Origin of the sequence: Streptomyces sp. XM83C, from assembly GCF_023072675.1 — a bacterium.
Lineage (GTDB): Bacteria > Actinomycetota > Actinomycetes > Streptomycetales > Streptomycetaceae > Streptomyces > Streptomyces thermocoprophilus.
Genome location: NZ_JALLGL010000346.1, coordinates 1 through 6,170, shown reverse-complemented (window position 1 = coordinate 6,170; position 6,170 = coordinate 1). Strand labels below are relative to the sequence as shown.

Annotated in this window: 7 protein-coding genes and 1 pseudogene; 4 read left to right on the top strand and 4 right to left on the bottom strand. The window is 68.7% G+C overall.

Annotation, left to right across the window (positions count from 1 at the left end):
- Positions 1–376: 376 nt before the first annotated feature.
- Positions 377–1,021 (bottom strand): DNA-3-methyladenine glycosylase, encoded by a 645-nt coding sequence (locus MTQ10_RS26710; protein WP_247472743.1) that lies wholly within the window; start codon positions 1,019–1,021, stop codon positions 377–379.
- 145 nt (positions 1,022–1,166) lie between these two features.
- Between MTQ10_RS26710 and MTQ10_RS26705 the strand changes: the two genes are divergently transcribed.
- The 3 genes from MTQ10_RS26705 (at position 1,167) to MTQ10_RS26695 (ending at position 3,187) form a co-directional block, all read left to right on the top strand.
- A complete protein-coding gene (locus MTQ10_RS26705) occupies positions 1,167–1,949 on the top strand; it encodes a sporulation protein (protein ID WP_247472742.1) in 783 nt (260 codons plus the stop codon).
- Between the two features lie 42 nt (positions 1,950–1,991).
- The gene (locus MTQ10_RS26700; protein WP_247472741.1) at positions 1,992–2,525 is read left to right on the top strand and encodes a YbhB/YbcL family Raf kinase inhibitor-like protein; all 534 of its coding nucleotides are present in this window, start codon (positions 1,992–1,994) and stop codon (positions 2,523–2,525) included.
- Between the two features lie 155 nt (positions 2,526–2,680).
- Complete coding sequence (locus MTQ10_RS26695) at positions 2,681–3,187, top strand: HNH endonuclease (RefSeq protein WP_247472739.1); 507 nt, start codon at positions 2,681–2,683, stop codon at positions 3,185–3,187.
- 110 nt (positions 3,188–3,297) lie between these two features.
- On the opposite strand, the gene MTQ10_RS26690 is transcribed toward MTQ10_RS26695, so the two are convergent.
- From MTQ10_RS26690 to MTQ10_RS26680, 3 genes are all read right to left on the bottom strand, one after another.
- Positions 3,298–4,263 (bottom strand): SPFH domain-containing protein, encoded by a 966-nt coding sequence (locus MTQ10_RS26690; protein WP_247472738.1) that lies wholly within the window; start codon positions 4,261–4,263, stop codon positions 3,298–3,300.
- A 144-nt stretch (positions 4,264–4,407) separates the two neighbouring features.
- Positions 4,408–4,839 carry an NfeD family protein gene (locus MTQ10_RS26685; protein WP_247472730.1) on the bottom strand — a complete coding sequence of 144 codons (432 nt, stop codon included), beginning with the start codon at positions 4,837–4,839 and terminating at the stop codon, positions 4,408–4,410.
- Between the two features lie 67 nt (positions 4,840–4,906).
- Positions 4,907–5,704, bottom strand: a complete 798-nt coding sequence (locus tag MTQ10_RS26680; RefSeq protein WP_247472728.1) for an ABC transporter ATP-binding protein — start codon at positions 5,702–5,704, stop codon at positions 4,907–4,909.
- Between the two features lie 161 nt (positions 5,705–5,865).
- Between MTQ10_RS26680 and MTQ10_RS26675 the strand changes: the two are divergent.
- Positions 5,866–6,170: pseudogene (locus tag MTQ10_RS26675) on the top strand (hypothetical protein); the annotation flags it as partial.

The window sequence follows — 6,170 nt, the reverse complement described above, 5'->3', positions numbered from 1 at the left end:
ACTTTTGGCACGCTGTTGAGTTCTCAAGGAACGGACGCTTCCTTCGTACTCACCCTCTCGGGCTTTCCTCCGGGCGCTTCCCTTCGGTCTTGCGTTTCCGACTCTATCAGATCTTTCCGATCCGATTCCCGGTCGGCGGGATGTCTTCAGGCTTTTGGGCTTTCGCCCGTCGGCCTTTCGACATTCACTACGTTAGCGGACTCCCCGGCCGACTTCATAATCGGCCTCGGTGAAATCGAATTCGGGCATGCGGGCACGCCTGAATCGACCCCGATGAGGGGTGTCGCGTAGGTAGTGGGTTGGCCGCTCCGGCTGCAGGCGATCGCCGTACCCGGTTCAGCGGCTCGGGCTACGTTACGCACCTTGTCCGGCCGCGTCAACTTCGGCGCCGCCGTCTGGGGACATGGGCCCTGTAGGGGCTGACAGTGGGGTCGCCGGCCTGCCAGAAGCGCCAGGGATGGACGCCTCCCTCACCAGAGACACCGGTGCGCGGGCCGTTGCGGATGGCGTCGGCAGGGACAGGTGTGCCGGCCAGGATGCGCAGTGGGGTCTCTCCTCTCGTACACGCGTCCGTGCCGTCGAGCGCGCGGTCGATGTCCAGCGCCGTGGCCAGCCGGGCGGGACCCTTGGCCAGCTCCTTGTCGTTCTTGGCCGACGGACGGCGGGTGCGGGCGAGTTCCGCTCCCTCGATGATCTCGCCGGCGCGCAGCAGCACGGCGCTCGCCCTGCCGGGCGGGCCGCACACCAGGTTCATGCAGTGCCACATGCCGTAGGTGAAGTAGACGTACACATGGCCGGGTGGGCCGAACATGACCGCGTTGCGGGCTGTGCGGCCCCGGTACGCGTGCGAGCCGGGGTCGTTCTGGCCGTCGTAGGCCTCCACCTCGGTCAGGCGGAGGGTGATCGGGCCTTCCGGGGTGGTGCGGACCAGGAGGCGGCCGAGCAGATCGGGGGCGACCTCCAGGACGGGCCGGTCGAAGAACTCCCTCGGCAGGGGCGTACGGTCGGGGGTCGCGATCATGCCGTCCGAGCGTAGTGGAGATCCAGGGGGCGGCGGGGGTGGCCGGTGGGCGCTCTGCTTGGCAGGGTGACGGGCGCGGAACCGGCTGCCGCCGGATCGCGTTTGTAGGGATCGAGGACGCACGCGCAGAGGCACGGAGGAAAACATGGCGTTCAAGAAGCTGCTCGCGAGTCTGGGAGCCGGTGGGGCTTCGGTCGAGACGGTGCTGACCGAGGTCAATGTCGTGCCCGGCGGTGTCGTCCAGGGTGAGGTGCGGATCCAGGGCGGGTCCGTCAACCAGGACATCGAGGGACTGTCCGTCGGGCTTCAGGCCCGCGTCGAGGTGGAGAGCGGCGACTCCGAGTACAAGCAGGACATCGAGTTCACGAAGGTGCGGCTCGGTGGTGCCTTCGAGCTACAGGCGGGGGCCGTGCACGCGGTGCCGTTCGGGATCGACATCCCGTGGGAGACGCCGATCACCATGATCGACGGGCAGGCGCTGCGCGGCATGCACATCGGTGTGACGACGGAGCTGGCGATCGCGCGTGCGGTGGACTCCGGCGACCTCGACCCGATCAATGTGCATCCGCTGCCGGCGCAGAAGGCGATCCTGGACGCGTTCATCCGGCTCGGCTTCCGTTTCAAGAACGCCGACATGGAGCGGGGGCACATCCGCGGAACGCGGCAGAAGCTGCCGTTCTACCAGGAGATCGAGTTCTTCCCGCCGTCGCAGTACCGGGGGCTGAACCAGGTCGAGCTGAGCTTCGTCGCCGATGAGCACGCGATGGACGTCGTGCTGGAGATGGACAAGAAGCCCGGTCTGTTCAGCGAGGGCAGCGACACGTACCGCTCCTTCCAGGTGGGGCTGAACGACTGGCAGGGGACCGACTGGGCGGCGTACCTGAATCAGTGGCTGTCCGAGGTCGGCAGCAAGCGCAACTGGTTCTAGGCTCGGTTCCCACTGGACGCCAGCGATTCAGGAGGTACCGAGGTGACCGAGCTCAAGCGGCGGCCGCTGCCCCACGACTTCCATCCGCCCGTGCCGTCGTTCACGGTGACGAGCGAGGATGTGCAGGAGGGCGCGACGCTCCAGGGCGCTCAGGTCCACGCGGAGGGGAACACCTCACCGCATCTGCGGTGGAAGGGCTTCCCGCCGGAGACGAAGAGCTTCGCCGTCACGTGCTACGACCCGGACGCCCCCACGGGCAGCGGGTTCTGGCACTGGGTGCTGTTCGACATCCCGGCGTCGGTGACGGAGCTGCCCGCGGGTGCGGGCAGCGGCGGGTTCGAGGGGCTGCCGGAGGGCGCGGTCCACGCGCGCAACGACTACGGCACCAAGGACTTCGGTGGTGCCGCGCCGCCGCCCGGTGACGGGCCGCACCGCTATGTGTTCACGGTGTACGCCGTGGACAAGGAGAAGCTCGGAGTGGACTCCGACGCCTCGCCGGCCGCCGTCGGGTTCAATCTGCGGTTCCACACGCTCGCGCGTGCGCAGCTGATCGGCGAATACGAGAACAAGGGCTGAGCCGAGGTTTCACCGAACGTTTGCCCGCCTCCTCACTTGGAAGTGATCGGAGGCGGGCACTTTTTATTGCGTTGTCCAACTCGGCGCGCCCGTCCAGAGTTGATCCCAGCCCGCCGGGGGGTGGGCAGGCAGGCGCACACGGGAGGTGGGCTGGTATGCGGGACACGCTGGTACTGAACGCGAGCTTCGAGCCGCTGTCGACGGTGACCATGAACCGAGCCGTCGTTCTGGTGCTCCAGGACAAGGCCGTTGTCGAGCAGGCCCACCCCGATCTGCGGATGCGCGGAGCCTCGCTCGACATACCGGCGCCCCGTGTGATCCGGCTGTGCAGGTACGTACGGGTGCCGTTCCGAAGACAAGCGCCATGGTCGCGGCGGGGTGTGCTGGCGCGGGACCGGCACCGGTGCGGGTACTGCGGTCGCAGGGCCACGACCGTGGACCATGTCGTGCCTCGGTCTCGCGGTGGGCAGGACACGTGGCTGAACACGGTGGCGGCGTGTGCGGAGGACAATCACCGCAAGGCCGACCGGACGCCGGAGGAGGCCGGGATGCGGCTGCTGCGGGAGCCGTTCGAGCCGACGCCCGCCGATGCGATGCTGCTGGCGCTCGGCGCCGACGACTTCGCGGCGCTCCCCGACTGGCTGGGGCGGGACGCCGCCTGATGTGACGGTCGAGGCCGGCCTGTGCCGGCGTCCCGGGCGGTGAGAGGTGCTGCGGCCGTTCCCCGCATCCCCTGGCTGGGGGTGCGGGGAACTGTCGTGTGCGGACGGTGTCAGTCGATGTTCGGCTTCTCGCGGCGCTCGGTACCCCCGGCGCTGTCGCTGCTTCCGTTGGCGGTGCTGTTGCCGCCCGAACCGCCGCCCATGGCGCCGAAGTTGCCGACCGCGCCGGACAGGCCCTTGAGGGCGTCGCCGATCTCGCTGGGGACGATCCACAGTTTGTTGGCGTCGCCCTCGGCGATCTTCGGGAGCATCTGGAGGTACTGGTAGCTGAGGAGCTTCTGGTCCGGGTCGCCTGCGTGGATGGCCTCGAAGACGGTACGGACGGCCTGGGCCTCACCCTCGGCGCGGAGGGCGGCTGCCTTGGCCTCACCCTCGGCGCGCAGGATCTGCGACTGCTTCTCACCTTCGGCGCGCAGGATCTCGGACTGGCGGACACCCTCGGCCTGGAGGATCGCGGCGCGCTTGTCACGGTCGGCGCGCATCTGCTTCTCCATCGAGTCCTGGATGGAGGTCGGCGGTTCGATGGCCTTCAGCTCGACGCGGTTGACGCGGATGCCCCACTTGCCGGTGGCCTCGTCGAGGACGCCGCGCAGGGCCGCGTTGATCTCCTCACGGGAGGTGAGGGTGCGCTCCAGGTCCATGCCGCCGATGATGTTGCGCAGGGTGGTGACCGTGAGCTGCTCGATGGCCTGGATGTAGCTGGCGACCTCGTAGGTGGCCGCGCGGGCGTCGGTGACCTGGTAGTAGATGACCGTGTCGATGTTGACGACCAGGTTGTCCTGGGTGATCACCGGCTGCGGCGGGAACGGCACGACCTGCTCGCGCAGGTCGATGCGGTTGCGGATGGTGTCGATGAACGGGACGACGATGTTGAGGCCCGCGTTGAGTGTCCGTGTGTAGCGGCCGAAGCGCTCGACGATGGCGGCGCTGGCCTGAGGGATGACTTGGATGGTCTTGATCAGGGCGATGAAGACCAACACCACCAGAATGATCAGGACGATGATGACCGGTTCCATCGTCGGCTCCCCGTACCCTTCTCCGCCTCGGCGCTTTCGGAAGATCTTATGGGCTGTTCAAGATCTTGCTGGACGAGTCTGACAGACCGTCGGGTGGCTCGTGGGGTGTTCTGTGCAGTTCGGTCGAGGGTGCGTTCCGCGAGGTCACATGACGATCGCCGTGGCTCCCTCGATGTCCACGACGTCCACTTCCTGGCCGACCTCGAAGGTGCTGCCGGCGTCGAGGGCGCGAGCTGACCAGATCTCTCCGGCGAGTTTGATACGGCCGCCGGAGCCGTCGACCCGTTCCAGCACGACCGCTTGTCTGCCTTTCAGGGCGTCGACGCCGGTGGCGAGTTGGGGGCGCTGGTTGCGGTGGCGTGCGGCGATGGGCCGTACGACCGCGATCAGCGCGACGGACACCACGACGAACGTGAGGACCTGGATGACGACGTCCAGGCCGAACCCCGCCACGACGGCGGCGGCGACGGCACCCACGGCGAGCATGCCGAACTCCGGCATCGCGGTCACCACGAGCGGGATTCCGAGCGCTGCCGCGCCGACGAGCCACCACACCCACGCGTCGATGTCGTTCACAGGGCCATGGTAGGGCCGGGGGCCGTACCGCCGACAGGGCGCCGACGGCTCGCGGGAGCGGACCCGTTCAGGACAGCGGCAGTCCCTGCGCGGTCCAGCGGTCGCCCATCTGCTCGACCACGAGGGGCAGGCCGAAGCAGTGGGAGAGGTTGCGGGAGGTGAGTTCGAGCTCGATCGGACCGGCGGTGAGGACCTTGCCCTGGCGGATCATGAGGACGTGGGTGAAGCCCGGCGGGATCTCCTCGACGTGGTGCGTCACCATGATCATCGAGGGGGCGATGGGGTCGCGGGCGAGGCGGCCGAGGCGGCGTACGAGGTCCTCGCGACCGCCGAGGTCGAGGCCGGCGGCGGGCTCGTCGAGGAGGAGCAGCTCGGGGTCGGTCATCAGGGCGCGGGCGATGAGGGTGCGCTTGCGCTCGCCCTCGGAGAGGGTGCCGAAGCGGCGGTCGAGGAAGTCGCTCATGCCGAGGCGGTCGAGGAAGGCGCGGGCGCGCTGCTCGTCGATCTCGTCGTAGTCCTCCTGCCAGGTGGCGGTCATGCCGTAGGCGGCGGTGAGGACGGTCTCCAGGACGGTCTGGCGCTTGGGGAGCTTCTCGGCTAGGGCGATGCCGGCCACGCCGATGCGGGGGCGCAGCTCGAAGACGTCGGTGCCGGGCCTGCCGAGGGTCTCGCCGAGGATGGTGGCGGTGCCCTTGCTGGGGAAGAGGTAGCTGGAGGCGACGTTCAGGAGGGTGGTCTTGCCGGCGCCATTGGGGCCGAGGATGACCCAGCGCTCACCCTCCTTGACCGACCAGGAGACCTGGTCCACGAGAGCCCGGCCCTCGCGGACCACGGATACGTCCTGAAGCTCCAGAACATCGCTCATGAGCGCGTTGTCTCCCCTTGCAGTGTGGCCGGTCTCGGCTGTCGCGTACGCCTGTGGCTCGGACGGCCGCGCCGGTGGGCGCAGCCCTCAAGGAAATCTACGCCACTGGTCGGCCGGGCAGTTCCATCGGTCCGGTCCTTGGGCTTCCTTAGGGTGGGGGCATGGACCTCGAACCGCGTTCTGGACGCCTCACCGCTTGGGGAAATGCCCTTCTTGCCGGACTTGTCTCGCCGGATGACGCCGCGTTCGCCGTCGTGGGCGAGGACGCCGTGCACCGGGTGGAGGGGCTGCCGGGTGAAGAGGCGCCCGTAGGGCTGACGCTGGCGCTCGGCCGGCTGCGGGCGCTCGGGGTGACCGGGCTGCGGGTGGCGCTGCCGGTGCCGGGACATCCGCTGGGGCTGAGCGGACCGCCGGAGTTCAACAAGCGTGCGCTGGAGTCGGAGGAGGCGGTGGTCTGCCACGGGGG